Here is a 25,253-nt window from a genome sequence, read left to right as displayed (position 1 = left end):
TATCCATGACCACCGAAAACATCGACCGCGTAAGCGTCGATTTCACCGGCCCCTACAAGCTTTCCATCGGCGGCAGGCTGGTCGAGACGAACCAGACCTTCGATGTCTTCAACCCCGCCACCAATGAAGTGCTGGCGCAAGCCCCCGAAGGCAGCGCGGAGCAGATGGAAGAAGCCATCGCCGCCGCCAAGGCCGCCTTCCCCGCATGGGCCGCGATGGACGCGGACGAGCGCGGCGCGCTGATCGAGACCTATGCCGACGCGCTGGAAGCACACAAGGACGAGCTGATCACGCTCCTCACGCTCGAACAGGGCAAGCCGCGCCATTCGATGGCGACCGGCGAAGTGGAAGCCGCGATTTTCTGGGTCCGCGAAGTGGCCAAGCGCCGCCTGCCGGTCGAGGTGATCGAGGACACCGACGATCACGTCGTCGAGATTCATCACACCCCGCTGGGCGTTGTCGGCGCGATCACGCCGTGGAACTTCCCGGTCCTGCTGGGCCTGTGGAAGGTCGCCCCCTGCCTCGTCACCGGCAATACCATGGTGATGAAGCCCTCGCCCTATACCCCGCTCACCACGCTGCGTTTCGGTGAAATCGCGCAGCAGATCTTCCCGGCGGGCGTTCTGAACATCGTGTCGGGCGGCAATGAACTCGGCGCGCAGATGACCGAGCATCCCGCGATTGCAAAGATCAGCTTCACCGGCTCGACCGCGACCGGCAAGAAGGTGATGGCGTCGGGTTCGTCCAACCTCAAGCGCATCACGCTGGAACTGGGCGGCAATGACGCCGCCATCGTGCTGGCCGATGCCGACTGGGAGCCGATCGTCGAGACGCTGTTCTGGGCCGCCTTCGGCAATTCGGGCCAGTGGTGCATCGCGTCGAAGCGCGTCTATGTCCACTCCTCGATCCACGCCGATTTCGTGAAGGCGTTCGTCGAATATGCGAAAAGCGTGAAGGTCGGCGACGGCATGGACCCGGAAACCGGGCTTGGCCCGATCCAGAACAAGATGCAGTACGAAAAGCTGCAGAGCCTGTTCGATGACGTAAAGGCCAATGGCTACAAGGTTCCGCTGGGCGGCACCATCGACACCAGCCTTGCGGGCAATTTCGTGCCCGTCACCATCGTCGACAACCCGCCCGAGGACAGCCGCATCGTCAAGGAAGAGCCGTTCGGCCCGATCCTGCCGATCATCGCCTTCGACGATGTCGAGGAAGTCATCGCCAAGGCGAATGACAGCGAATTCGGCCTTGCCGGCAGCGTCTGGGGCCGCGACCGCGATGCCGCCATTGCGGTGGCCAAGCGTCTGGAAACCGGCACCGTCTGGGTGAACGAGATCCACATCCACGGCATCGACATCCCCTTCGGCGGGCACAAGCAGTCGGGCATGGGCGTGGAGAACGGCGCGGAAGGCCTCGCCGAGTTCACCAACACCAAGACCTATATGTTCCACAAGTGAGTTACCGGCTTGTCGCCCCGCCAATACTGGGACGGCGGGGCGGCATTTGCCGGGCACATGAAATCATAGAATGACGAGGGAGAACGGGATCATGCGCCCGCTCGAAGGGATCACTGTTGTCAGCCTTGAACACGCCATCGCCGCGCCTTTCGCGACGCGCCAGCTGGCGGATCTTGGCGCGCGGGTCATCAAGGTCGAACGCCCCGGCAAGGGCGATTTCGCCCGCGGTTATGACGAACGGGTCAATGGCCTCGCTTCGCATTTCGTCTGGACCAACCGGTCGAAGGAAAGCGTCGCGCTGGACCTGAAAAGCGAGCAGGGACAGGAAGCCCTGCGCCGCCTTGTCGCCAGGGCCGACGTGCTGGTCCAGAACCTTGCGCCCGGCGCGGTGGGCCGCATGGGCTTCGATTACGACACGCTGGCGAAAGAGCACCCCGGCCTGATCTGCTGCGATATTTCTGGCTTCGGGCAGGATGGGCCCGACCGCGACCGCAAGGCCTATGACCTTTTGATCCAGGCCGAATCCGGTTTCCTCTCGATCACCGGCACGCAAGATCAGGTGGTAAAGGCGGGCTGCTCCATCGCCGATATCGCGGCGGGCATGTATGCCTATACCAATATCCTTGCCGCCATTATCGAGCGCGGGAAGACCGGCAAGGGCCGCCGCATCGACGTGTCCATGCTGGAAGCCATGGCCGAATGGATGGGCTTCCCCCTCTATTACGCCTATGAAGGCGCATCGCAGCCGCCCCGCAGCGGCGCGTTTCACGCCACGATCTATCCCTATGGCCCCTTCCCCACCAGCGATGGCGAGGTGATGTTCGGCATCCAGAACGAACGCGAATGGGCAAGCTTTTGCCAAACCGTGCTGAACCGCCCGGAGCTTGCCGAGGACCCACGCTTTTCGCCCAATTCCGCCCGATCCGCCAATCGTGAGGAACTGGCCGCCATTTTGGCTGAAACGCTCGACCACATGACCAGCGACGATCTGGTCAGGGCGCTGGACGAAGCCAGGATCGCCAACGCCAAGGTCAATGACATGGCGGGCCTATGGCACCACGGCCAGCTGCAGGCGCGCGACCGCTGGCGCGAGGTGCAGACGCAGGCTGGCGTCATCGCCGCATTGCTGCCGCCGGGGCAAAACGATGCACGGATGGACCCGATCCCCTCGCCCGGAGAGCATACGGACGCTATCCTCGCCGAGATCGGCCTCAAGGCAGAGGCATGAGGAGAGGTTAGTTCATGGCAGACAGACAGAGCGTCGCCGCGCGCATCGCGGCAGCGCGCCATTTCCTGTTCGTACCGGGCAATCGCCCCGAACGTTTCGACAAGGCCGTGTCCAGCGGCGCAGACGTCGCGATCTTCGATCTTGAAGACGCGGTTCCCCCCGATGCGAAGGACGAGGCGCGCGGACATGTCCGCGCCTGGCTCGACGCATCGACGCCTGCCGAAAACGGCAGCGCGATGCTGCGTATCAATCCCCCGGGCACGCCTTGGTTCGCGCAGGACCTTGAGCTGGCAAATCACCCCAATCTGGCTGGGGTGATGCTGCCAAAGGCAGCCGCCGGCTCGGTCCTGTGCGAATGCGCTGCCATTGCGCCCATCGTCGCGCTGCTGGAAACGGCAGAGGGCATTGCGACCATGCATGAAGTCGCCGCGACCGACGGGGTGGAGCGGCTTGCCTTCGGCACCATCGACCTCGCGCTCGACATCGACATGGCGGCCAGCGACCGGCAGCTCGATCCGCTGCGCCTGCAACTTGCCATCGCCAGCCGCGCGGCAGGGATCGCGCCGCCGATCGATGGCGTGACCCCCGATTTCCGCAATCCCGAAGCGAATGAGGAAGCCATGCGCGCCGCCCGGACCATGGGTTTCCGCGCCAAGATGGTGATCCACCCGGCACAGCTTGCCCCGGTGGAAGCAGCCCTGCGCCCGTCGGAAGAGGAAATCACCCGCGCCCGCCGCATCGTCGAGGCGGACAAGGCCGCAGGCGGCAGCGCCGTGGCGCTGGATGGCGCGATGGTCGACCGCCCCATCGTCGAGCGGGCCTATCGCCTTCTGGCCGACGCCGAACGCTGATCAGCGCGGCGTGCGTCAGCCATTGGCGCGCGCCCGCACCTCGTCAAAACTGTGGCGAACCAGTAATTCGCCGTCGCGCCATACCGGCTGCAGCAGATCGTCGGCAGGGTCGCTTTCATCCGCCCTGACGGCGGTCATGCGGCCATCCTTCATCACCACCGCCTGCACGCCCGCCTTGCTGCCCTTCGTCGGATCGGTCGCGGGGCGTTTCGATACGTCGTGCCATTGGCCGCCCGCGTCCTGCATCGCATTGGCTTTCAATGCGAACCGCAAGGAATCGCGATTGACCTTTTGCAGCAGCCCGCCGCCCATGCCGAACGCGATATTGTCGATGGCATAGCCTGCCGCGATCAGTTCCTCGACCAGCTGGGCGATGGTGGCAGGCGTCATCCCGTCGCCCTGAATCACGCGGACATGCGGGTCCAATACACGATAACCCTTCGCGTTCACGCTGCCGCCGAAGTGGCGCCACAGATCCTCGATCACGCGGATCGGGACATCGACCGGATCGCCGCTGTCGGGCCGCGCGACCAAAGTGCCTTCATGCGCCAGCACCCTGTCCTTTAATTCCCCGCCCCAAATCGCATTCACCGCGTGGGTCAGGTCATAGCTGTCGGACACCACGGCGACGATGCCGCCAAAGGTCTCGATCATATTGGCATAGGCTTGCGTCTCGCGCTCGCGGCCCCAGCTCGTAATCGTGCTGTGTTCGGCAGCGGGGATCGAAAAGCCCGGCATCTCCGCCCCGTAATAGCGGCGCGCCGCCATGATCCCCTCCAGCGTGTCGGTCCCGCTGAAATTCACCAGATGCGCCATGCCGCCAAGGGCTGCGCTCTCCCCGCTCGACACGCCCCGCGCGCCGAAATCGTGGAGCTTGAAGGGGAGCTGCGCGTCCGGCTCCTCGCTGGTCTTTTGCAGGCCAGAGGCGATCACCTGCCGCACCTCGCGGCTGATGGTGGCGACCGTCGTCGGATACCACACCGCGCGCAGCAGGGCGGTTTCGACAAAGGTCGTCAGCCAGGGCATGCGCGGATCGGTATTGCGGATTTGCAGCATGGGCACGCCGGTCGGGACCAAGGTCCCTTCGGGCAGCGCCGTGATCTCCAGCGGCAGGAACCCGCCGTGATCGGTGACGATCGCCTCCCAGCCCGCGCGGTTGAACGGCACGCCATGCGCGCTGAGGATCGCTTCGGCCTCATCAATGTCGGCGCGGGTCACCGGCTTGCCGAGATAGTCGATCAGAAACGGCTGCAGCCCGAAGAACACCGCCTCTTCCGCGATGCCGCCTTTGCGCGCCTCGGCATAGGCGCTGATAATCCGCGCTTCGGGCGGATATTGCAGGAAATGGCTGTGCTTGTAGCTGTCGGTGGCAAGGATAAGGTTCGTCATGGCCGCCATTCCTCACGAATTGACCGGGCTTGCAAGGGGGAGCGAGGCAATTGCCGAACTCTCGGCCCTTGGCATCGCGCCGTCGCCCCCGCTGCAAAGCATGTCGACGCCCGCGCGGCAAATGGCTAGGGGAAGCGCATGACCGACGCGATCACCATCCGCCGCCCCGACGACTGGCATGTTCACCTGCGCGATGGCGCGATGCTGGAAGCGGTTGCGCATTATACCGCGCGCCAGTTCGGCCGGGCGATCATCATGCCCAATCTCACCCCTCCGGTCACGACGGTCGCAGCGGCAGAGGCCTATCGCCAGCGGATCATGGATGCTGTCCCCGAAGGCATCGACTTCACCCCGCTCATGACCTGCTACCTCACCGACAGCATCGACCCGGCCGAAATCGCGCGCGGCCACGCGGCGGACGTCTTCACCGCGGCGAAACTCTACCCCGCCAATGCCACGACCAATTCGGCGCACGGCGTGACCGACATCCGCAAGCTGACCGGCGTGCTGGAAACGATGCAGGAAATCGGCATGCCGCTCCTCATCCATGGCGAGGTGACCGATGGCGATGTCGACATCTTCGACCGTGAGGCGGTGTTCATCGAACGCACGCTGGCCCCGCTGGTGCGCGATTATCCGGCGCTGAAGGTGGTGCTCGAACATATCACCACCGCCGACGCGGTCGAATTCGTGAACGATGCCAGCGACAATGTCGCGGCCACGATCACCCCGCAGCACATGATCATCAACCGCAACGCGCTGCTGGTCGGCGGCATGCGTCCGCATAATTTCTGCCTGCCCGTCGCCAAGCGCGAGCAGCACCGGCTTGCCGTGCGCAAGGCAGGCATTTCGGGGTCGGCCAAGTTCTTCCTCGGCACCGACAGCGCGCCGCACGAGATATCCGCCAAGGAAAGCGCCTGCGGCTGCGCGGGCATTTTCAACGCGCCCTACGCCATCGAAACCTATGCGCAGGTGTTCGAGGATGAAGGCGCGCTCGACAAGCTGGAGGCCTTTGCATCGCTGAATGGCCCGGCGTTCTATGGCCTGCCAGTGAACGAGGCGACGATCACGCTGGAACGCGCCGAAAATCCCGTTCCCGCCACACTGGGCGAAGGCGAAACCCGCGTCGTCCCGTTCCACGCTGGGGAAACACTTCGCTGGAAGCTGGCCGCGGCCTGACCAGAGATAATGTGCGGTCAGTGCAGGAAACCGAGCATTCCTGCAAAATTGGCCTGAACATTGCCGTTTTCCGTCATGCTTTGCTGCTGACGCAGCATATTTCGATGGCTAAGCTGCCCCCGGATCATGGGTAGCTTGCAACGGGCGGTCGTGCCCGGGGGGACATCGAGATGAAGACGCGACGGCTGGTACCACTGCTGGCAACGATTCTGGCGGCTCAGCCCGTTCAGGCCGCCCCATCGGATCGCGACCCCAAGGCCGAGCTGACCGCGATCGACACGATCTTCGATGGCAACTTCCCGGCGATCAAATCGCTATACGAGGATATTCACCAGCACCCCGAAGTCGGCTTTCGCGAAGAACGCACCGCCGCTCTGCTTGCCGAACATATGCGCCAGCTGGGATTTACCGTGACCGAAAAAATCGGCGGCACCGGGATCGTCGCGATCTATGAAAATGGCGATGGACCGACCGTGCTGGTGCGGACCGAACTTGACGGGCTGCCGATGGAGGAGAAGACCGGGCTGTCCTATGCCAGCCGATATACGCAGGACGTGGACGGCAAGGCGACGCCGACCATGCATGCGTGCGGCCATGACATTCACATGGCATGGTGGGTTTCGACCGCACAGACCCTGTTGGCGATGAAAGACGAATGGCGCGGCACGCTGATGTTCATCGGCCAGCCCGCCGAAGAGATCCTGAGCGGGGCGTCGGCCATGCTGGACGACGGGCTGTTCACGCGCTTTCCCAAGCCCGATTACGGCTTTGCCGCGCATGTGATGCCGGGGCCGGTCGGGCTTGTCACCTTCAAGGAGGGGGTCAGCACTTCTGCCGCCGATAATCTGAAGATCACCTTCCACGGCAAGGGTGCGCATGGTTCCATGCCCTCTGCCAGCATCGACCCCATCGTGATGGGCGCGCATTTCGTCAGCGACGTGCAATCGATCAGGGGCCGCGAAGTCGATCCCGGCGCGTTCGGGGTGATAACCGTGGGCAGCTTCCAGTCGGGTTTTGCGCCCAATATCATCCCCGACAGTTCCCAGCTCCTGCTCACGCTGCGCTCACACGATCCCGATGTGCGTCAGCAATTGCTGGACGGAGTGAAACGCACCGCCATGGCCGCCGCCGCAATGGCCAAGGCACCGGAACCGACCATCGAGTATTTGAACGGAGCATCCGCGGTTTCGAACGATGTCGCGCTGACCGGTGCGATTGCGGCTGTGCTGAAACAGGCAAAGGGTGACGGCGTGGTGCTGGAACCCGAATACAAGCCCGCCGGATCGGCGAGCGAGGATTACTCGGAGGTCGTTGCGGCCGGTGTCCCATCGGTCTTCATGGGGATCGGCGGCATCCCGCCCGAAACGCTTGCGAAATACAAGGCCGAGGGCAAGCCGGTCCCGGTCAACCATTCCCCCTTCTTCGCGCCCGATCCCGAAGGCGCGATCCGCAGCGGGACCGAGGCGCTGACGCTGGCGGTTCTGTCAGTTGCAGGAATCGAACCCTGATCTGACTGCCCGGCGGGCGGGAAATCCGGTTCCGGCCGCGCGGAGGGACGCGCGGCCGGGTAAAGCGCAGGAGATCAGAGCGGCGGTCCGGGCGGTCCGGGATAGCGCGAACGCGGCTCCTGGCCCCATACGGGCATGATCTTCTCTGGCGCTTCGGGTGACTGGAGGTAACGGTCGATCTGCCGCGCCGATTCCCGATAAAACGCAGCGGTCAGAGCATCGGGCGCCTTGCGGCCCGAAAGTTGCTTTGCCAGCTGGTCCAGCCGGTCGAGCACGAAATAGCGCGCGGCGGGCGATGTATCCTCGTCCGCGCCCAGCTTCATCATGGCGAGCATGGCGACATTCTGCGTCACGCGCAGCAGCGCCTGATCCTGCGCCGAGCCCGACGGTTTCACGTCCCAGCTATGCGCGATGACGGTGTCGACCATCTGGGGGAAGGTCAGCGTGTCGGGCTTTCGCGCCGCCAGCGCCATCATGCGAGAGGCGCGGTCCCCGTCGAACAGTGGTTCCAGCACCTGCGCTGCCAGAATACGCGCGGCCTTCAGCTGGTCGAAAACCGCATCGTCCGACATGTCTTCATGGTTGTCATCGGGGTCTGTCACCAGCTGCGCCAGCAAATCCTCGGGCATGGCAAGATGGGAGGGGGCGATGATATCCATCAGCTGGCCAAGGATCTCGCGCTGGGTCGCGGCGGGAACGAACTCGGTCGGGGTCAGGCCATTCTCCTTGTCCTTGACCACGATGTTCTGGAACTGCCCGCCGATGTAACGCAGACCGTATTCGATCGCGTATTGCTCATGCAGGTAGATCATCCACAAGCGCATATCGCGCAGATTGCCATATGGCTCCCCGGACTTGAGCATGGCGGGACCAAAGCTGGACAGCGCGATGTCGCGCACCGCGCCCATGTTCTCAAGCTCCGCGACCGGGTCCAGCCCGTCGACATACCATGCATAGCGCGGGTCGCTGCTGGGCGTGTACAACACGCCCCTGGCCCGCATGTCGGCGATGATCGCGTCGAGCCCCGCTTCCTCCTGCCCCGCCGCAAAGGGAGTGTAGGCATATTCGACCATGTAGTCGTCATAGGCCCCGACCGAGGTCATGAAGCTTTGCGAAAGATCGAGCTTGCCGTCCTTTACCGTCACGCGCGGGACCGGATATTCCATCACGCTGGAACGATCGTTCATATTCGCGTTCCAGTTGTGCCCGAAGCCCAGTGTATGCCCCAGCTCATGCGCGGTCAGCACCGCCTGGCGCAGCAGCACCATGTCGCGCTGCCCCTTGGGCATGGCGGCGAACCCGTCTGCGTCCAGCAACAGGCTGGGATCGGCGACGGTCAGCCCGCTGCCATCGGCAGGCAGGCCGCCGCTATAGGCATCGAAATAATTGGCGATGGTGCGGATGCGATAGGTGTCCATGTGGGTCTTCGAGCCCAGCACCTCTCCGGTGCGCGGATCGATGAAGGCCCCGCTGGAAGAAAAGCCGCGCTGGTCGCGCTGAATCCACAGCACATAGGCATAGCGGATATCCATCGGGTCCATGTCGGCGGGCGCGTCGCGCGCCTCGATCGCATTGATGAAACCGGCCTTTTCGAAAGACTTGTTCCACCACAGCAGCCCTTCCTTCATCGCGTGGCGGATCGGATCGGGAATGGCGGGGTCGAAATAATAGACGATCGGCTCCACCGGCTCGCTCATCGCGGCGCCGGGGTTCTTCTTTTCCAGCCGCCAGCGGCGGATCCAGTTGGTGACAGGGGAATCGTCGAAGTCCTTGGAGAAATCCTTGAACTCGATCGAACCCACGCCGATGCGCGCATCGGCCTCACGCGGGGTATAGCCGGTGGGCGCCTTCAGGAAGGAATGGTGGACGCGCATGGTGAAGATGTCGGGCGCGGGCATGACTTCCGACAGGGCCTTGCCGGGGGCAGAGGAAGTGAAGGTCGCGACCGTTTCGATCTCGGTATTTTCCGGGAATGCCTTCATCCGTTTCGGGTAAAAGGCGCTTTTCGCCGGGTCGAAACGGAAATCGCCCTGCTTCGAACGCTTCAACCGGCGCGATACATAGCCCGCGTCGCGCATGAACAAGGGCGTGCCGTCGACGACGACCTTGCCGCCTGCATCCGAAACGACCGGCAGCACGGCCAGTACCGAGCTGGGAAAGGAATCGCGCACCCCGTCTTTCAGGGCCTGACTGCCGCCGGTGGCGCGGTAATCCATGTTCATCTGGTTCACCAGCACCCGGTCGCCCGATCGTTCGAAATGAACGACCGCGGTATAGATGACACCCCGGTCGAAACCGGCCTGCACCGACCCCGGATTGGTCGCGGCCGAAACGTAATAGAGCACGTCCTCGTCAAAGGCCGGGATTTCGAGGAGGACCTTGCCGTCCGCCGCATCCCAGTAAAACGGGACATAGCCGTCCGTTTTCGGCAATCCGGCAATCATGCCGGATGGCGCGGCCAGCGCCGGTGCCGGGCCAGGCGCGGTAAACGCCAGCGCCGCGCCGCCTGCATACAGCAATGCCCTGCCAAGACCCCGATGACCGCAACGCCCAATTCGTCCCATGCAAACCGCCCCAAGTTTTCGATGCTGGATGCAGCAACTATATGAAAAGGAGGGCGGCGAATCCGATCAAATTTGAGCATGGACGCACAAGGCCTTGACGCATTGCGTCAATAACTTCGGATTTTGATACAATTTTCGCCATTGGCCGTTTTAGGCGAGCCGCCATTTCGCAGGGCTGCGGTTTCCGCCGACCAAACGCGCCATTCCGCCCCGGCTGCAAAGATTATCGGCGGGCGAGGAAAATTAGCGCAAGCATGACAATACTCTGTCGCCATGCTGCGCGATGGGCTCTTTTGTACACTGCGTTCGATCCATTCGGTCATTTTCTCGACTTCAATCCTGCCCTGTTCCCCGTCAGCACCAGTGGCACAGAATTGTGGTTGTGATTTAAGGAGGATTTGGGCTTCGTCGTAGTGACGAAGGAACGAAGTTAAAGCCCAAATCCTCCTTGAAAAAATCGCCTGCCAAGGCCCGTGCTGAGCGGCTGGTGAATGACATCCTTCGGCAGACCAGAAGGGTGACCAAGGGCGGCTCGCATCTTTGTGCCGAAAATTACTGCCAGAGATACCGACCTGCCGCACGGCAGGGTCAGCCTTTTGACAGCTCTACCAGCCATATCGGTTTCAGATGCGTGGTAAGAGGATAGGGCCAGGTCGTGACCTTGCTTTAAGCGATAAGATCAGCCGTTCGTGTCCGAAGTGCATATGGGCAACGAAAGACCTCACCATAATGCGCGTTCGACGCGGATCCGCCCATCTGTCGACGGATCATCGAACCATGCTTGATCTCGCAGGCCTGCGACCTTGCCGCGTCGTTTCCGGCGGGATGCGGGTGAACGGCGCCCCCTGCGCGGGAGCCGCCTGCGCCCGCGCCAGCTGCGCAGGCTCCGCGATAATCGTTGCCGCGGCCATGGCCAGCGCCATCATCCTGTTCATCCGTGACAATCCTTTCAGGAGGAAAGGGTATGCCTGGAAAGCCACCCCGGCATCCGGTCCGGTTTGACTTGTGCATCGCGCCATTTACGCTCGCCCCCCGGCACCTCTCACGAATTTTTTGAGGGGCTTGGGCTTCGCTGGCGTAAGACGGGGTAAAGGCGGATCTGAACATCATGCACGACGACAAGCGACTGGATATGGCCCTGAGCGGCGTGGGCGACGCGCAAACCCCGACCATGCCCGACGGGTTCATGGACGGCGTGTGGATGCGCGTCGGCCAGATGGAAGAGGCATCGGCAGCCCGCCGCCGCCTTGCGTTGATGGGCGGGATGACGGTCATCGGCCTTGGCGCGGGCTTTGGCACCATCCATGCGCCCGCCTACGCCGAAATGGCCGATGTGCGTCTGGTCGACGGCGCGGATTTCTCGCCCGCTGCCTTATTGAACGTCGAACCGTGAAGTTTGGCCCGCTCCAGCTTTTGATGGCGCTCGTGCTCGCGATCGCGGCGGGCTGCCTTGGCGCCTTTGCCGCGAGCGAATGGCGCGAGCCGGCAAAGGCCCAGACCCTGCACGCCTATGTGCAGGAGGAATTCGACCTTGATGCCGAGCAGCAGGCCCGGCTTGACGCGCTGCACGCCGACTTCGCGGTAGAGCGCAAGCAGATGGAACTGGCGCTGCGCGCGGCCAACAGCCGCCTTGCCGCGGCCATGGACGAAGAAAAGGAATATGGGCCGAAGGTCGCCATGGCCATCGACGAGGTGCATGCCAGTATGGGCGATTTGCAAAAGGCGACGGTGCGTCACGTATTTGCCATGCGCGCGCTTTTACATGCCGACCAGCAGCGCCTGTTCGACCGGCGCGTCGCCGCTTCCCTCACCAGCGAACCGGACGAATGAGCCGCCTGTGCAAGCGGGCCAGGCCACGGACGAAAGTGATCTTGCAAGGAAGGTCGTAGCAGGCAGCAGGCCTGCCTTCGACCGGCTGGTCGCGCCGCATGTGCCGCGCCTCCTCGTACTGGCAAGGCGCATGCTGGCCTCTGCCGAGGATGCCGAGGATGCCGTGCAGGGCGCGCTGGCATCCGTATGGCTGGCGCGGGCGCGGCTCGACCCTGACCGGCCGATCGCCGCTTTTCTCACCACCGTAACGCTGAACCGCTGCCGCGACCGCCTGCGCCGGCGCAAGGCATCGGCGCTGATCCGCCTGAACTTTTCCGACGCAGCGGACGCCGATGCAGCGGACTTTGCCAATCCAGCCGACAGGGCCCCGAGCGACCGGCCCAGCGCCGATGTCGAACTGGCCGACCGCGAAATGCTGGCAAGGGTCCGCAAGGAGATCGAGCGCCTGCCGGTCAAACTGCGCGAGGCGCTGGTGCTGGTCACCATGGACGGTCGCAGCCAGCGCGAGGCGGCGCAGCTTTTGGGCGTTTCGGAAAAGACGATCGAGACCCGCGTCTATCGCGCGCGCAAGCGATTGCGGGAAAGAACCGATTTTTCCTGAGGGACATTGCCGCCCGCTGCGTAAGCAGGGGGCATGAGCACGATTGCAACACGCGAAACCCTCCCCCTCGACCGCCGTAAGTTCCTGATGCGCAGTGCCGGTGCTGCCAGCCTGATCGGCACGGGCCTTGCCATGCCCGCATGGGCGCGCGGGGTGCATGGCGGCGGCGCGATGGCGCGCAAGGGCAGCGATATTCTTTCGGGCAAGCAGCTGACGATGAAAGTCGCCGACAGCGCCTTTGCGACCGGTGGCCGCACCGGCCCCGCCGTCACGGTGAACGGCACCCTCCCCGGCCCGCTCCTCAGGCTGACCGAAGGGCAGAACCTTGTCGTCGACCTGCTCAACAACAGTTCCATGGCGACGTCGATCCACTGGCACGGGTTGCTGGTACCTTTCCAGATGGACGGGGTGCCCGGCGTGTCGATGGCCGCGGTGGAGCCGGGGGAGAGCTTCCGCTACGAATTCCCGATCCGGCAGGCGGGCACCTATTGGTGGCATGCGCATACGCTGCAGGAACCGATGGGCCATTACGGGCCGATCATCATCGACCCCGCTGGCGGTGATCCGCACCGGGTCGACCGTGACTATGTGGTCATGCTGACCGACTGGTCGCCGCTGGATCCACATGCGCTGATCAAGAAGCTGAAAGTGGGCGAAGCGCCTTTCAACTTCCAGAAGACCACCGCGACCGACGATTACCCGCTATCGGGAGCCGACCGGCGGATGTGGGCGAAAATGCGGATGATGCCGACCGACATCTCTGACGTGTCGGCCCCGCTCTACAGCTATCTGATCAACGGCCACGGACCGAAAGACGATCTGCGCTTTGCCTTCAACCCGGGGGAGCGGGTCCGTCTGCGCTTTATCAACGGTTCGGCCATGACCTTTTTCAATGTCCGCATCCCCGGCCTTGCCATGCATGTCGTCGCTGCCGACGGGCAGGACGTGCGCCCGGTCGAGGTCGATGAATTCCAGATCGGCAATGCCGAAACCTATGACGTGATCGTCGAACCGACGGGCGCCGATGCCTTTGCCATCGTGGCCGAGGCGATGGACCGTTCGGGCATGGGCGTCGCCATGCTGGCAAGCAGCGAAGGCGCTCGCGCCGCTGTCCCTCCCCTGCGCGATCCGCCGCTGCTGACGATGGCCGACATGGGGATGAGCCACGGTTCATCGGGCCCTGAAATGGACCACGGGGCAATGGACCACGGGGCAACGGATCACGGGGCGATGGACCACGGCGCAATGGCGGGCATGGATCATTCGACCGGCACCGAATCCTCTGGGATGGACATGGGTTCGATGTCGATGCGCGACACCTCGCTTCTGCCGCCGGATGTGAAGGTGGGGCCCGGGATCGACATGGTGTCGATGAACCCGGTTGACCGCATGGGCGATCCGGGGATCGGCCTTGGCGATATCGAGCACCGTGTCCTCAACTACCGGCAACTGGTCGCGGCGCGCATGAACACCGACATGCGCCGCCCGACACGGATGAAGGAGATCCACCTGACCGGCAATATGGAGCGGTACATGTGGTCCTTCGACGGCAAGAAATTCTCTGCCGTGACCGACGATCCGCTCCGCTTTGCCTTTAACGAGCGGGTGCGGGTGAAGCTGGTGAACGACACGATGATGGCGCACCCCATTCATCTCCACGGCCATTTCTTCGAGCTGGTGAACGATGCGCCGCATGGGCATCAGCCGCTGAAGCACACGCTCATCGTCCAGCCCGGCGGCAGCGCCCAATTCGACCTGACGGCCAATGAACCGGGCGACTGGGCGTTTCACTGCCACCTTATCTACCACATGCATAACGGGATGTTTCAGGTCGTCACCGTCCGCCCGCTGGACGCAGGAGCGGACTGATGCGCAAGACGATCCCGATCGGCGCCGCCCTGCTGCTGGCCAGCGCCCCCGCCGCCGCCGCTGCGCAGGACCACGATCATGCGGCGCCTGCCCCTGCTGCCGACGACACCTGCCCCATGCCCGACCACGCCGCGATGGGCGAAGGCGCAATGGACCACGGGGCGATGGATCACGGTGACATGAGCGCATGTAGGTCCGAGGCGGACGAGCAGCTGATGGACCACTCGGGGATGAATCATTCAACCATGGCCGGCGAAGCGCCGATCCCGCAGACCCCTCCCCCGCCCGAAGCGTTCGAAGGCCCCGCCCATGCCGCCGACGCCATCGTCGGGGCCGAGAAGATGGCAGCCTCGCGCGCGGCGGTAGCCCGCGAGGTGAGCGGGATGAACCTGCTGTGGATCCAGGGCGAGCGCGCCGAATATCGCGCGCGGGAAGGGTCCGACGGCTACCTCTGGGACATCCAGGGCTATTACGGCGGCGACATCGACAAGCTCTGGGTCAAGAGCGAGGGCGAAGGCAATTTCGGCGAAAAGCCGGAATCGGCTGAAGTGCAGGCGCTATGGAGCCACGCGATCGGCCCGTGGTGGGACCTTCAGGCCGGCATCCGGCAGGACCTGACGGGACCGGAGCGCACCCATGCGGTAATCGGCCTGCAGGGTCTTGCCCCTTACCTGTTCGAAGTCGATGCCGCCGCCTTCATCTCGACCAGGGGCGATGTGACCGCCCGGATCGAGGCGGAGCTGGATCAGCGCATAACCCAGCGCCTGATCCTGCAACCGCGCGCCGAGATCGGACTGTCCGCGCAGGATATTCCCGAACTCGGCGTCGGTGCCGGTCTCGACACGGTAGAGGCGGGGCTGCGGCTGCGCTATGAAATCACGCGCCAGTTCGCGCCCTATGTCGGGATCGAGCAGGAATGGAAAATCGGCCATGGCGCAGATTACGCCCGCGCCGCAGGCGAAGACCCAAGCGCGACCAATTACGTGGCCGGGATCCGGTTCTGGTTCTAGGCTCAACACCCTTCGATTGGCATGCGCCACGGCTGACCGTTGAGCAGATCTTTCCCATTAGAATTTTAGTTGGCAAAGGATTTTCAACGCTAAGCGAACCCCAGGAATTAACGCGGCAAGCTTTGCGCGCAGGCGGCCTGAACGGTCGTGAGCAAGTGCAGACAGATATGCTAGCTCATGATTATCTGCAGAATTGAGCTCCCGTTGCAATTTTCCGAAGCGCCATGCGCTCGCTCATAGATTTCCAATACACGCTGCAAATCGCTCGAAGTGGCCGACCGACATATCGTCGAGAGTCTTCGCGCATCCATATTTCATGGCAAACCGAGACGACAACTCCGGCCACACGACGGTCGAGACAAGGTCATAGAGCGGTGTCAACACGACATCATCACCCGCCTTGTCAGCAGACTGAAGTTCTTGGCATGCGCATCGGCAATGCCATTGATCAAATTGAAGAGCGCTACATGGATCAGCTTCAACACCCCAGCCTTTGGATCTGACGCGGCGTGCCGGCTTTCCGCAGGAAGGCCAAAGCGCCGCCAAGCTGATCAGGCGAAGCGTATCTGCGCTAGCTCGTGCCGAAATGGGAGCATCGAACTGGATCGAGGGTGGCATCATGCTGGGCCATTTTCAGCCCGATATTTCTGATCGATATGCGCCCTATTCCGCAGCCTATCTGGTGAACGCGCTGACCTTTACACAGCGCCTCATCGACCGGATCGAATAGATGGTTCCCGGAGCCTTCACCGGAGCATCACCGGAAACTCCAGCGGCTGATGATCAAGAATCAGCGTAAGCCCTTGAAAAATATGGCGCACCCGACAATGCTAAAACTTCTGTCGCAGGCAGTGTCGGGACGTCCCTAACCACTCTGTAAAATCAGGGATTTGTCTTCTACCGTGTTCACGGTTGATCGCCCCCGTTTGCCCGTATTTCGTGTCCCATGTGGGGTCGAAAGTTGGAACAATTTTATGGTGTGTATAACCTATGGCACTGACAGCATTGAAGGTGAAGAACGCCAAGCCCGGTCGCTACGTTGATGGCCGTGGTTTGTGCCTCTTCGTGAAGGAAAGCGGCTCGCGCAGCTGGGTCTTGCGGATGCAGCACAACGGCAGGCGGCGCGACTACGGATTGGGATCAGCACTCGATGTGACGCTTACCGAGGCGCGGGACGCCGCAGCCGCATTACGCCGCCAGGTTCGCGCCGGGATCGATCCGGTTGCCGAGCGACGGAAGTCGCGCAAGGTAGTGCCGAGCTTCGAAACCGCAGCGCGCGAATGCTACGAGGCGTTGAAGGGCGGCTGGAAGAACCAGAACTATCGAAACTGGATTTCCAGCATGGAAAACCACGTCTTCCCGCTGATCGGCAGGAAGCCCGTCGATCGGGTGGACAACACCCACGTCGTCGAGGTGCTCACGCCCATTTGGCTCGAGATCCCCGACACCGCCCGCAAGATTTTGCAGCGCATCGGGGCCGTGCTCGACTTCGCGCATATCAAGGGATGGCGGGAAGAAGAGGCCGCGCTGCGCTCTGTCCGCAAGGGATTGCCGCGCCAGACCGACAAGGTCGAACACTTCAAGGCCATGCCCTATGCAGAGATTCCGGCGTTCATGAAGGAACTGGCGACAGCATCACCCACTACGGGCCGCGATGCCTTGCGTTTCACCATCTACAACGCCGTGCGGTCGAGCGAAACGCGCAAGGCCGTCTGGACCGAAATCGACCTCGACAAGGCGGTCTGGACCATCCCCGGCGAGCGCATGAAGGCAAAGGAAACCCATGTGGTACCGCTCTCTAAGGCAGCGGTTTCCATTCTGCGTCGGCGCTGGAAACTGCGCACGAGCGACGATGGCCTCGTCTTCTCGAACAATGGCGAGAAGCCCATCAGCGACATGACGATGACCAAGCTATTGCGCGATGCAGGGATCAAGGGCGCAACCGTCCATGGTTTCCGCTCCGCTTTCACCGATTGGGCAGCGGAGAAGACCGACTTCCCCAAGGAGGTGGCGGACAAGGCCTTGGCGCACAAGCTGAGCAATCAGGTCGAAGCTGCCTATCGCCGCACCGACTTTTTTGACAAGCGGCGCGAGCTGATGGCGAGGTGGGCGGAGTTTCTCGGTCAGAGGTAGGTGGATGCGCCCATCGGAATGGGGAGATCGCGCTCAGCCCGTGGGAAAGCTGGCCCGTGTCCGGTTTGCAATCGCGACCAGTGACAACATCACCGGCACTTCAACGAGCACCCCCACGACTGTCGCTAGCGCAGCGCCGCTTCCAAGGCCGAAAAGGCCGATAGCCACCGCCACGGCGAGTTCGAAAAAGTTGGACGTGCCAATCAGCGCGCAGGGTGCAGCGACCGCGTGCGGCACTTTCAACGCCTTTGCCCAGCCATAGGCGATAAGGAAGATACCATAGCTCTGGACGATGATCGGCGCGGCGATGAGAGCGATTAGCAGCGGTCGCGCGACGATGGTTTCGGCCTGGAAGCCAAACAGCAGCAGCACCGTCAGCAACAGGCCGATGATCGAGAGCGGCTTCAGGCGTCCGGTGAACTCGGACACCGCCGCTTCATCGCCGCCATGCGTCGCGAGCAGCCGGTGACGCACGAAAGCACCTGCAGCGAGCGGGACGACCACGTAGAGCGCGACCGAGAGGAGTAACGTCTCCCACGGCACCGAAATGTCGGTCACGCCCAGCAGCAGCGCGACGATGGGAGCGAAGGCAACGATCATGATGAGATCGTTCGCTGCAACCTGCACCAGTGTGTAGGCCGGATCGCCCTTGGTCAGCTGCGACCACACGAACACCATCGCGGTGCATGGAGCCGCACCCAGCAGGATCAGTCCGGCGATGTATTGCTGTGCGTCGGCAGGCGCGATGACGTCGGCGAAGACGACCTCGAAGAACAGCACGCCCAGCGCCGCCATCGTGAACGGCTTGATGAGCCAGTTCACCACCAGCGTGATGATGAGACCCTTGGGCTTGTCGCCGACGCGGCGCACCGCGCCAAAGTCGACCGCGACCATCATCGGAAAGATCATCGCCCAAATGAGCACCGCGACGACGAGATTGACGGAGGCATATTCGATGGCCGCTAGCGAGTAGAACAATTCCGGGGCGATATTGCCGAGCGCAATCCCGACAAGGATCGCCCCGCCGACCCAGACCGACAGCCATTTCTCGAACAGACCCAGACCCGCCGCGCGGGAGTCGATTTCCGCGGCCGCCGTAGTCACTACTTGTCCGCCTCAAGGCCAATGGATTGCAGCTTTTCGCGCAGAGCGATCTGCTCCAGGCTGGCAAGCGGAAGTGCCAGCATCAGGTCGATGCGCCGCTTCAGCATCCGGAAGGCATCGAGAAAGGCCGCTGCCTTCTCGGCATCGCTACCCTCGACCGCCGCCGGATCGGGGATACCCCAATGCGCCGAGGTCGGGCGACCCGGCCAGACCGGGCAAGTTTCCGCCGCCGCGCTGTCGCAGACGGTGAAGATCAGGTCGAACTCCGGCCCATCGGCGAACTCGCTCCAACTCTTGGAGCGATATCCCTCCACCGGATAGCCCAGGGTCTTGAGCGTATGGATCGCCCAGGGGTTCACCTTGCCGGTCGGATTGCTTCCCGCGCTATAGGCCTTGAATCGGCCTTCACCGTCATGGTTGAGGATCGCTTCACCCAGAATCGAGCGAGAGGAATTGCCCGTGCAAAGGAACAGCACGTTCAGCGGTTGATCGGACATGGGTAGCCTCAGCAGCAGGAAGTCTTGGCCTGAGCCAGTTGCGGTGCGCAGCAGGCGCTCAATGCGGCGTTAGCCGAGGCGAGCCGGTTGAGATCGGGACTGCCGCCATAGGTCGTGCTCTCGCCTTCGGTCAGGAAGGCTTCCCACACCACACCATCGGGATCGGTAATCCAGCTCTTTTCCGACTGCGCGTAGCAACAGGTGGTCGCGCCCTCTTCCAGAACGGGACGGTCAGCAGCTTTTAGACGGCCATAGACCTCTTCGAGTTCGGCTTTGTCCTCGACCTGCAAGCCGACATGCTCGATGCCTTTGGTCGCGTCCTCGCGCATCGAAATCGCGAAGTTGATGCGGGGGTCATCGAGCATCCACTTGGCATAGTCGGCCTTCACCACGGTAGGTTCAGCACCGAACAGGCTTGAATAGAAGGCAATGGACTTGTCGATGTCGGTCACGCCGACATGAACGTGGAATCGCTTCATCAGGCGCTCTTTCGTTGAGGAGAAGGAAGGCAGTCAGCATCCTCGGAACAGGACATGCCGCCGCAGCAGTTTTCGGTGAGGTAGCCCATCAGGCCATTCATCGCGGCATAGTCCGCCGAATAGATGATCGAGCGGCTTTCGCGTCGCTGGGTGACCAGCCCCGCATTGGCAAGCTGAGCCAAGTGAAAGCTCATTGAAGAAGGAGGCACGTCGAGCTTCTCAGCCAGCACCCCGGCGGCGACGCCTTGCTCCCCTGCCTGCACGAGCAGACGGAACGCGGCGAGGCGGTGCTCCTGTGCCAAAGCGGACAAGGCTCGGATAAAACGGTCGGCTTGCATTGATCACTCCAATGATTCGACAAATATCGAAATATGGAATGAAGCGAGCTTGGTCAAGCCGCATATTTGCATTTGGCCAGCAGGGATTGGCGAATTTGCCGGTGGTCTCAGCTATCGACACGCTGGCGGTCAATCAGACCGTGAAGGCTGGCGGTGGTGATGCGCGTTGCCTTGCCAATCTTGACCGTTTCGAGTTCGCCGTTCGCGATCAGCTCGTAGAGCTTCGTGCGACCTATGCCGATCATGCGGGCAGCGTCATTGATCCTGATGCAGATTGGTTCGATGGGTTGATGGTCGCTCATTCCGCCGGTTCCTCTTCACGATAGTGAGCGGGATCGGCGATCCAGCGATTGATTGCTGACTCGTGCCAGCCCGCGCCGTGGATGCTGATCTTCACTTGCGACGGGAACGTGCCCTCAGCGATCTTGCGATAAATGGTGGAGCGGGAAAGGCCGGTGCGGTCGAGCACGGTCTTGAGGCGGATAATGCGTTCGGTATTCGACATGGGGCATTCTCAATTTGATACTGGCGGCCCCTCACCGGAACATAATGAGAACTTTTCAACGCAACTCAAGGATCAGTCTGAGTTGGAATTCGGGCAATTCTTCAACGATCCGCATGACTTGAACCGTATATGGACGGTCCGAGACCTCTACGGACAAGCCGCTTCTTTGCCTTCGATGCTGAGAATTTTTTCGTTCGACGCGATTTTGCGACTGACACGCGCGGATTCGCGACGATAACGACGGATTTGCGCGTCAGCTTTGCCGGATTTTGCGCGCGAATCATGTCTTCTTTTGCGCAGTCAGCTTGGCTACGCGGTTTGAATCTTTTCAAGAACGCTAAGTTCAACTTAGTATTTTCAGGCTATTTCAAACTAGACACAAGTTTACACAAGTGGCAAAACACTAAGTATGGCTACGCGTTTGGACAGCAAGCTAAACCAACTCCAGCAGGAGCTTCCGGAAGGACTTCTGGTCGACGCCGCCTGGCTGGAGGCCAATGGCTATTCGTCCGCGCTGCGCAGCCAGTATGTAAGTTCCGGCTGGCTGGATAGCCCAGCGCGACGGGTCTATCGCCGTTCACGCGGGCCTATGACCTGGCAGCAGGTCGTGATCTCGCTCCAAACCATGCTTGACCTTCCACTGACCGTTGGCGGCCGCACCGCGCTCGAACAGCAAGGCTATGCCCACTACCTTTCGGCAAACGTCCAGACGGTTCACCTTTACGGACCGACACGACCGCCAACCTGGCTGGAAGATTTGCCGCTCGACGTGACATTCGCATGGCACAACAGCTTGCGCCTGTTTCCGGCGGATGCCGACACGCCGCCATTGCCAAGCCCCACCATGTATAGTGCCGCTGGCGCGCAATTGCCTGTTCGCTATTCGAGCAAGGAACGCGCCGTTCTCGAATTGCTCGATGAACTGCCCAAGCATGAGAGCTTTCATCAGGTCGATGCCTTGATGGAAGGTTTGAGCGATCTCAGCCCACGCCGCCTGCAAACCCTTCTCGAAACCTGCTCCAGCATAAAGGTGAAGCGGCTGTTCCTGTTCTTTGCCGACCGGCACCGCCATGCGTGGCGACCGAAACTCGACCTGGCCAAGATCGATTTGGGTTCCGGCAAACGGGTTCTGGTGAAGGGGGGCAGGCTCGATCCGCAATACGACATCACGGTGCCTGCCGATCTTGGAGGGCAATAAGAAATGGCCTTCCAAGACGCCTATCGGCAGCAGGTTGCCCTCCTGATCCGCACCATCCCGTTCGTAGCGCAGGAGCAATGCTTCGCGCTCAAGGGTGGCACGGCGATCAACCTCTTCGTGCGCGACTTGCCGCGCCTCTCGGTGGATATCGACCTGACCTACTTGCCGGTCCAGGATCGCGCTTCATCACTCGCAGCTATCGACGCGGCGATGGTGCGGATCAAGGAGCGGATCGAAGGCGGGATACCGGGCGCGGCGGTTGCCCCATCGCGATCCGCAGGCGACAACATCATCACCAAGCTAATCGTCCGCTCCGAAGGCGTTCAGATCAAGATCGAGATCACGCCTGTCTTGCGCGGCACCGTCTACGATCCCGTGGTCATGAGTGTAGTGCCTACAGTCGAAGACACATTCGGTTTCGCCGAAATGCCGGTCGTTTCCTTCGCCGATCTCTATGCGGGGAAGATCATGGCGGCGCTGGACCGCCAGCACCCGCGCGACCTGTTCGACGTGCGAGGCCTGCTGGCAAATGAAGGTATAAGCGACGAACTGCGGCGCGCATTCCTCGTCTACCTCATCAGCCACAACCGCCCGATGGCCGAAGTGCTCGCTCCGACCCGCAAGCCACTGGCCGAGGAATTCGAGCGCGGATTTGTCGGCATGACGCAAGAGAATGTCGAGCTTGCCGATCTGGAGGCTACCCGCGAGGCACTCGTCGCCACAATGGTTGGCGAGATGCCAGACGCGCACCGCCAGTTCCTGATCGGCTTCAAGCGCGGTGAACCGGACTGGGAACTTCTCGGCACACCGGAAGCAAGGCACTTGCCAGCAGTCTTGTGGAAGCAGCGGAATCTGGAAAAGATGCTGTCTGAGAAGCGGAAAGAGCTGATTGAGGTTCTGGAGAAAGTACTTCTCGGCTGACCGATTATGCGCTTGGCGAAAATCAGCGTGACCTCTCATCCGCAAAATGGCAGGCAGTGCGTATGTCGATTGTCTGGAAAATCATCCGCATTATCGGGCTTTACGTCGTCTCTTTCTTTGTTTGCGTAATAATCGCGGCAATTGCATTAGACAGTTTACCCGATGCGCTTGAAGCATTGTTCGCACTCCTCGCGCCTATTGCTTTCATCTGGTGGTACGAAAAGCGTCGCGCAACCAAAATCTCAGAGCGAGAGATACTCGCAAATAGCCCTGTCCCGCTGGGGAGAGAAGACGAACAACTGAGCCAACTCGGAGCATACCAGCCGCGACAGAATAATGCCGAGCTTATCCGGGTCGGGCAGCACGCGAGAGCCGAACTTGAAGCGGCGGCGGAGCGAAGGGCCGCTGAAAAGCAGACCCGGCAAAGCCAAGCGAACCAATTTCTAAATCAGCATTCGAAGCCCAACAAGCCGAAGGAAAAGCCACTGGCAAGGCCGCAAGGTTGGGTGCGCAAAGGGCAATCCGTCACCATTGCAGATCGCACCATCGATGGGATGGTTTACGTCGGCACCCCTCCACGGATTGGCTCCTCATACTATGGTGAGAGTTGTCGAGCGTATATCGACCCATCATTATCCGTCGCGCGGTCCGGGTCGGACAAGAATGGCGATAACATGTCATATTGGCCGGGGTACTCGAGCATTCCTGCCGTGTGCAGGGCCACCTATCTCGACTGGCTGGCTGGTGGTCGCCAAGATGGGACGATCAATCCCGGCTACATGTTTCTGTTCTTCTATGGTCTGGAGCGCAGATTTCTGGTCGATCAACCACCCGACGACGAGAAGCAGGAAATAGTTTCAGAGGTTGAACGCCTGAAAGTTCTTTTCGCCGATAACTACTCCGCCCAAAGGTATCTCGGTGAGTTCCTCGACATCGCGCGTATCATGGCGATGGGCGGCATCTCCTTGGACGATGCGACACTCAAGCAGGCGATCCTTGAGAACCGTAGCTGGGACTTGCCATTTTCGCTGAAGTTCGCGCTCGGCGGCATGATCGCTGAAGGCAAAGCCTTCGATGCCGAATGGCTGCATCTCTGGCTGCATTGCCACCCAGAGCGACGCCTTCGCACTCCAGCCGAGCGTTGCGGTGACGAATTCAAGGCACTTTTCAAATTGAAGTTCGACGCGCTTTATCCTGATGGCTTGAAAGTTCGAACGCCTCGCAAGCTTCTGAAAATGGACTATCGTGCTGCATCCAGCGAGTTCAATTGCTCGGTCAATCTCACGGCGGGAGATGGCGGAGATGTGGCAATCCCCGACGTTACTGATTTGCGGTCGCCGGTGCAGAAGGCGCAGAAGATCGCAGATGAGGCTATGGATGAACTGGACAAGTTCAGCCGATATCTTGGACGAAATCCAGATGGCCGTGGGAGCATTGAAGCACAGGCGCTGTTACCTGCTGAGCTTTGGGGTCTGTTCCCGTCAGAAGAGTTGGAAGAACTCAAGGACTGGGCGCGCGAACAAGTAGCCGCAGGCGGGTTGGTCCCAGCACTTGATGTGATCTCGCGCCTAGAAGGAGAAACGCCGGAGAAGCTCGGCAAGCGGAACCTGACTGGCGCAGCGGATGCACTCGCCCGTATCGGATTCGGTATGGCTCCAGACCCAAGATTCTCGCTGCGCGGACCGAAGATCGACGAACCTGTTGTGATCTTCGAACTCGGCGAGCCGGTCGAACAGCTTGAAGACGTCTCCCCGGCCTATCGAACCGAATTGTTCGAACTAGCGCTGGCGACCTTCGTCGCACATGCCGACAGCAAAATTGTTGAAGCCGAACGCAGAGCACTCCGTGAAAAAATCGACGCTGTTGGCGGCCTGACTGAGCTTGAAAGAAAGCGTCTCCACGCCAACCTCGAATGGTATCTCGATGTTCCGCCAGACATGTCATGGCTGCGCAGCAAGCTGAAAGATGCGGACGCTGAGCATCATCTAGCCCTGCGCGCGGCAGTTGTCGCGATAGCGCACGCTGACAGCGTGATTCAGTCTGAAGAAGTGGCTTGCATCGAGAAGATCTACAAGGCTCTGGGGATCGATGCTGGCCTCGTTTACGCCGACCTCCATGCTGGCGACGTGCCAGACGGCCCTGTTCGGGTCAAAGCCGCCGAAGCTGAAGCACCAGGCGAAAGAATACCGGACGAGCCGAAAGCCAAAGCCGCTTCGCTCAATGCAGCGCGTATTGCCGCTATTCGAAATGACACCGAGCGCGTTTCAAGCGTTCTGAGCGAGATTTTTTCGACCGACGAAGACGTGAGCGACGAGGTCACCGCAGCACATGCTCTTCCATCATCAATGGCTGGCCTCGATCCTAAGCACGCGTTGCTTGTGGAGCAGATAATCGAGCGCGAACACTGGACCGATGAAGAGTTTGACGAGATCGTCGGTAAGCAAGGGCTCATGCCCTCTGGCGCGCTTGAGGTAGTCAATGAGTGGGCTTTCGATAAATTCGATGAAGCATTGCTCGATGAATATGACGGGTATGACGTATCGCCGGACATAGCCGATACGTTGAGAGCCGAGATGGCAAAGGGGGATTAAT

24 protein-coding genes are annotated in these 25,253 nt (G+C 61.5%); 16 read left to right on the top strand and 8 right to left on the bottom strand.

Annotated features, from left to right (window positions below; genetic code table 11):
* The first annotated feature begins 5 nt into the window (after positions 1 to 5).
* The 3 genes from A9D13_RS11560 (at position 6) to A9D13_RS11550 (ending at position 3,536) form a co-directional block, all read left to right on the top strand.
* Complete coding sequence (locus tag A9D13_RS11560) at positions 6 to 1,457, top strand: aldehyde dehydrogenase family protein (RefSeq protein ID WP_066773631.1); 1,452 nt, start codon at positions 6 to 8, stop codon at positions 1,455 to 1,457.
* A gap of 70 nt (positions 1,458 to 1,527) precedes the next feature.
* Positions 1,528 to 2,685 (top strand): CaiB/BaiF CoA transferase family protein, encoded by a 1,158-nt coding sequence (locus A9D13_RS11555; protein WP_216635500.1) that lies wholly within the window; start codon positions 1,528 to 1,530, stop codon positions 2,683 to 2,685.
* Between the two features lie 14 nt (positions 2,686 to 2,699).
* Positions 2,700 to 3,536 carry an HpcH/HpaI aldolase/citrate lyase family protein gene (locus A9D13_RS11550; protein WP_066773627.1) on the top strand — a complete coding sequence of 279 codons (837 nt, stop codon included), beginning with the start codon at positions 2,700 to 2,702 and terminating at the stop codon, positions 3,534 to 3,536.
* A gap of 15 nt (positions 3,537 to 3,551) precedes the next feature.
* Here the strand turns inward: A9D13_RS11550 and A9D13_RS11545 are convergent, their stop codons facing one another.
* On the bottom strand, positions 3,552 to 4,925 hold the full coding sequence (locus tag A9D13_RS11545) for a nicotinate phosphoribosyltransferase (protein WP_066774092.1): 1,374 nt from the start codon (positions 4,923 to 4,925) through the stop codon (positions 3,552 to 3,554).
* Positions 4,926 to 5,063: 138 nt separating this feature from the next.
* On the opposite strand from A9D13_RS11545, the gene pyrC reads away from it, so the two are divergent.
* Both pyrC and A9D13_RS11535 read left to right on the top strand, forming a co-directional pair.
* Entirely contained in the window at positions 5,064 to 6,104 is a 1,041-nt protein-coding gene (pyrC, locus tag A9D13_RS11540; RefSeq protein WP_066773625.1) for a dihydroorotase, read from the top strand.
* A 170-nt stretch (positions 6,105 to 6,274) separates the two neighbouring features.
* Positions 6,275 to 7,612, top strand: coding sequence for an amidohydrolase (locus A9D13_RS11535; protein WP_066773624.1), 1,338 nt, complete (start codon positions 6,275 to 6,277; stop codon positions 7,610 to 7,612).
* Between the two features lie 74 nt (positions 7,613 to 7,686).
* Here A9D13_RS11535 and A9D13_RS11530 read toward each other — a convergent pair whose 3' ends face one another.
* Positions 7,687 to 10,131 carry a zinc-dependent metalloprotease gene (locus A9D13_RS11530; protein WP_066773622.1) on the bottom strand — a complete coding sequence of 815 codons (2,445 nt, stop codon included), beginning with the start codon at positions 10,129 to 10,131 and terminating at the stop codon, positions 7,687 to 7,689.
* Positions 10,132 to 10,624: 493 nt separating this feature from the next.
* Between A9D13_RS11530 and A9D13_RS20125 the strand changes: the two genes are divergently transcribed.
* From A9D13_RS20125 to A9D13_RS11495, 8 genes are all read left to right on the top strand, one after another.
* Positions 10,625 to 10,822: an SUMF1/EgtB/PvdO family nonheme iron enzyme gene (locus A9D13_RS20125; protein ID WP_082922305.1), complete on the top strand. Its 198-nt coding sequence runs from the start codon at positions 10,625 to 10,627 to the stop codon at positions 10,820 to 10,822.
* A 462-nt stretch (positions 10,823 to 11,284) separates the two neighbouring features.
* On the top strand, positions 11,285 to 11,569 hold the full coding sequence (locus A9D13_RS11525; protein ID WP_066773620.1) for a hypothetical protein: 285 nt from the start codon (positions 11,285 to 11,287) through the stop codon (positions 11,567 to 11,569).
* On the top strand, positions 11,566 to 12,006 hold the full coding sequence (locus A9D13_RS11520; protein ID WP_229665241.1) for a periplasmic heavy metal sensor: 441 nt from the start codon (positions 11,566 to 11,568) through the stop codon (positions 12,004 to 12,006). Before A9D13_RS11525 ends, A9D13_RS11520 begins: the two co-directional genes overlap by 4 nt.
* A gap of 7 nt (positions 12,007 to 12,013) precedes the next feature.
* Positions 12,014 to 12,607 (top strand): RNA polymerase sigma factor, encoded by a 594-nt coding sequence (locus tag A9D13_RS11515; protein WP_066773618.1) that lies wholly within the window; start codon positions 12,014 to 12,016, stop codon positions 12,605 to 12,607.
* Between the two features lie 33 nt (positions 12,608 to 12,640).
* A complete protein-coding gene (locus A9D13_RS11510) occupies positions 12,641 to 14,476 on the top strand; it encodes a copper resistance system multicopper oxidase (RefSeq protein WP_082922303.1) in 1,836 nt (611 codons plus the stop codon).
* A complete protein-coding gene (locus A9D13_RS11505) occupies positions 14,476 to 15,486 on the top strand; it encodes a copper resistance protein B (protein ID WP_066773616.1) in 1,011 nt (336 codons plus the stop codon). The genes A9D13_RS11510 and A9D13_RS11505 overlap by 1 nt, the downstream gene beginning before the upstream one ends.
* A 586-nt stretch (positions 15,487 to 16,072) precedes the next feature.
* The gene (locus A9D13_RS20510; protein ID WP_156522013.1) at positions 16,073 to 16,216 is read left to right on the top strand and encodes a hypothetical protein; all 144 of its coding nucleotides are present in this window, start codon (positions 16,073 to 16,075) and stop codon (positions 16,214 to 16,216) included.
* Positions 16,217 to 16,476: 260 nt separating this feature from the next.
* Positions 16,477 to 17,619 (top strand): tyrosine-type recombinase/integrase, encoded by a 1,143-nt coding sequence (locus tag A9D13_RS11495; protein WP_066773612.1) that lies wholly within the window; start codon positions 16,477 to 16,479, stop codon positions 17,617 to 17,619.
* Between the two features lie 33 nt (positions 17,620 to 17,652).
* On the opposite strand, the gene arsB is transcribed toward A9D13_RS11495, so the two are convergent.
* The 6 genes from arsB to A9D13_RS11465 form a co-directional block, all read right to left on the bottom strand.
* Complete coding sequence (gene arsB, locus A9D13_RS11490) at positions 17,653 to 18,723, bottom strand: ACR3 family arsenite efflux transporter (protein ID WP_066773610.1); 1,071 nt, start codon at positions 18,721 to 18,723, stop codon at positions 17,653 to 17,655.
* Complete coding sequence (locus A9D13_RS11485) at positions 18,723 to 19,220, bottom strand: arsenate reductase ArsC (RefSeq protein ID WP_066773608.1); 498 nt, start codon at positions 19,218 to 19,220, stop codon at positions 18,723 to 18,725. The genes arsB and A9D13_RS11485 overlap by 1 nt, the downstream gene beginning before the upstream one ends.
* Positions 19,221 to 19,228: 8 nt before the next feature.
* On the bottom strand, positions 19,229 to 19,699 hold the full coding sequence (locus A9D13_RS11480; RefSeq protein ID WP_066773607.1) for an ArsI/CadI family heavy metal resistance metalloenzyme: 471 nt from the start codon (positions 19,697 to 19,699) through the stop codon (positions 19,229 to 19,231).
* On the bottom strand, positions 19,699 to 20,037 hold the full coding sequence (locus tag A9D13_RS11475; RefSeq protein ID WP_066773606.1) for an ArsR/SmtB family transcription factor: 339 nt from the start codon (positions 20,035 to 20,037) through the stop codon (positions 19,699 to 19,701). The genes A9D13_RS11480 and A9D13_RS11475 overlap by 1 nt, the downstream gene beginning before the upstream one ends.
* 107 nt (positions 20,038 to 20,144) lie before the next feature.
* A complete protein-coding gene (locus A9D13_RS11470) occupies positions 20,145 to 20,339 on the bottom strand; it encodes a helix-turn-helix domain-containing protein (RefSeq protein WP_066773605.1) in 195 nt (64 codons plus the stop codon).
* On the bottom strand, positions 20,336 to 20,542 hold the full coding sequence (locus tag A9D13_RS11465) for a helix-turn-helix transcriptional regulator (RefSeq protein WP_009802104.1): 207 nt from the start codon (positions 20,540 to 20,542) through the stop codon (positions 20,336 to 20,338). The genes A9D13_RS11470 and A9D13_RS11465 overlap by 4 nt, the downstream gene beginning before the upstream one ends.
* Before the next feature lie 409 nt (positions 20,543 to 20,951).
* Between A9D13_RS11465 and A9D13_RS11460 the strand changes: the two genes are divergently transcribed.
* The 3 genes from A9D13_RS11460 to A9D13_RS11445 all read left to right on the top strand — a co-directional run bounded on the left by A9D13_RS11460 (position 20,952) and on the right by A9D13_RS11445 (position 25,252).
* Positions 20,952 to 21,740: a type IV toxin-antitoxin system AbiEi family antitoxin gene (locus A9D13_RS11460; protein ID WP_082922302.1), complete on the top strand. Its 789-nt coding sequence runs from the start codon at positions 20,952 to 20,954 to the stop codon at positions 21,738 to 21,740.
* Between the two features lie 3 nt (positions 21,741 to 21,743).
* Positions 21,744 to 22,661, top strand: a complete 918-nt coding sequence (locus tag A9D13_RS11455; protein WP_066773603.1) for a nucleotidyl transferase AbiEii/AbiGii toxin family protein — start codon at positions 21,744 to 21,746, stop codon at positions 22,659 to 22,661.
* Positions 22,662 to 22,723: 62 nt separating this feature from the next.
* Positions 22,724 to 25,252: a tellurite resistance TerB family protein gene (locus A9D13_RS11445; RefSeq protein WP_082922301.1), complete on the top strand. Its 2,529-nt coding sequence runs from the start codon at positions 22,724 to 22,726 to the stop codon at positions 25,250 to 25,252.
* The last annotated feature ends 1 nt before the right edge of the window (position 25,253 follow it).

Source organism: Croceicoccus mobilis (assembly GCF_001661965.1).
Classification (GTDB): domain Bacteria; phylum Pseudomonadota; class Alphaproteobacteria; order Sphingomonadales; family Sphingomonadaceae; genus Croceicoccus; species Croceicoccus mobilis.
Note: the sequence above shows the minus strand (reverse complement) of the source record. Positions and strands in the feature narration are given on the sequence as shown.